The sequence below is a fragment of the Segatella copri genome (assembly GCF_003465495.1).
Classification (GTDB): domain Bacteria; phylum Bacteroidota; class Bacteroidia; order Bacteroidales; family Bacteroidaceae; genus Prevotella; species Prevotella copri_G.
On sequence record NZ_QSAV01000145.1, the window covers coordinates 1 to 263 of the forward strand.

At 52.5% G+C, this 263-nt stretch carries 1 pseudogene; it reads right to left on the reverse strand.

Annotated elements, in window-relative coordinates:
* Positions 1 to 257 (reverse strand): annotated as a pseudogene (locus DWV53_RS15485) (hypothetical protein); the annotation flags it as partial.
* Positions 258 to 263: the final 6 nt, after the last annotated feature.

Sequence of the window (263 nt, forward strand, 5' to 3'; positions counted from 1 at the left end):
ACGTCGATGGTGGTTTGGAAGAGGAAGCTTTCGGGCACGGCGTTCTTCTGCGAACGCCTGTTGTCTCGGAACTGGTAGTAGTGAGCGCAGCGGAAGGGCAGCTGCTTCTTCAGTTCATCGTTACCCCCACGGATGGCAGCTACCAGGTCTGCCATCCAGGGATAAGCGATGGTCTTGTCGTAGACCGAGAGTGGCTGGGAGCTTACGCTCCCTTTATTGCCATTCTTGTACGGATTATATGCTATAATATGTTCCATCGTTTT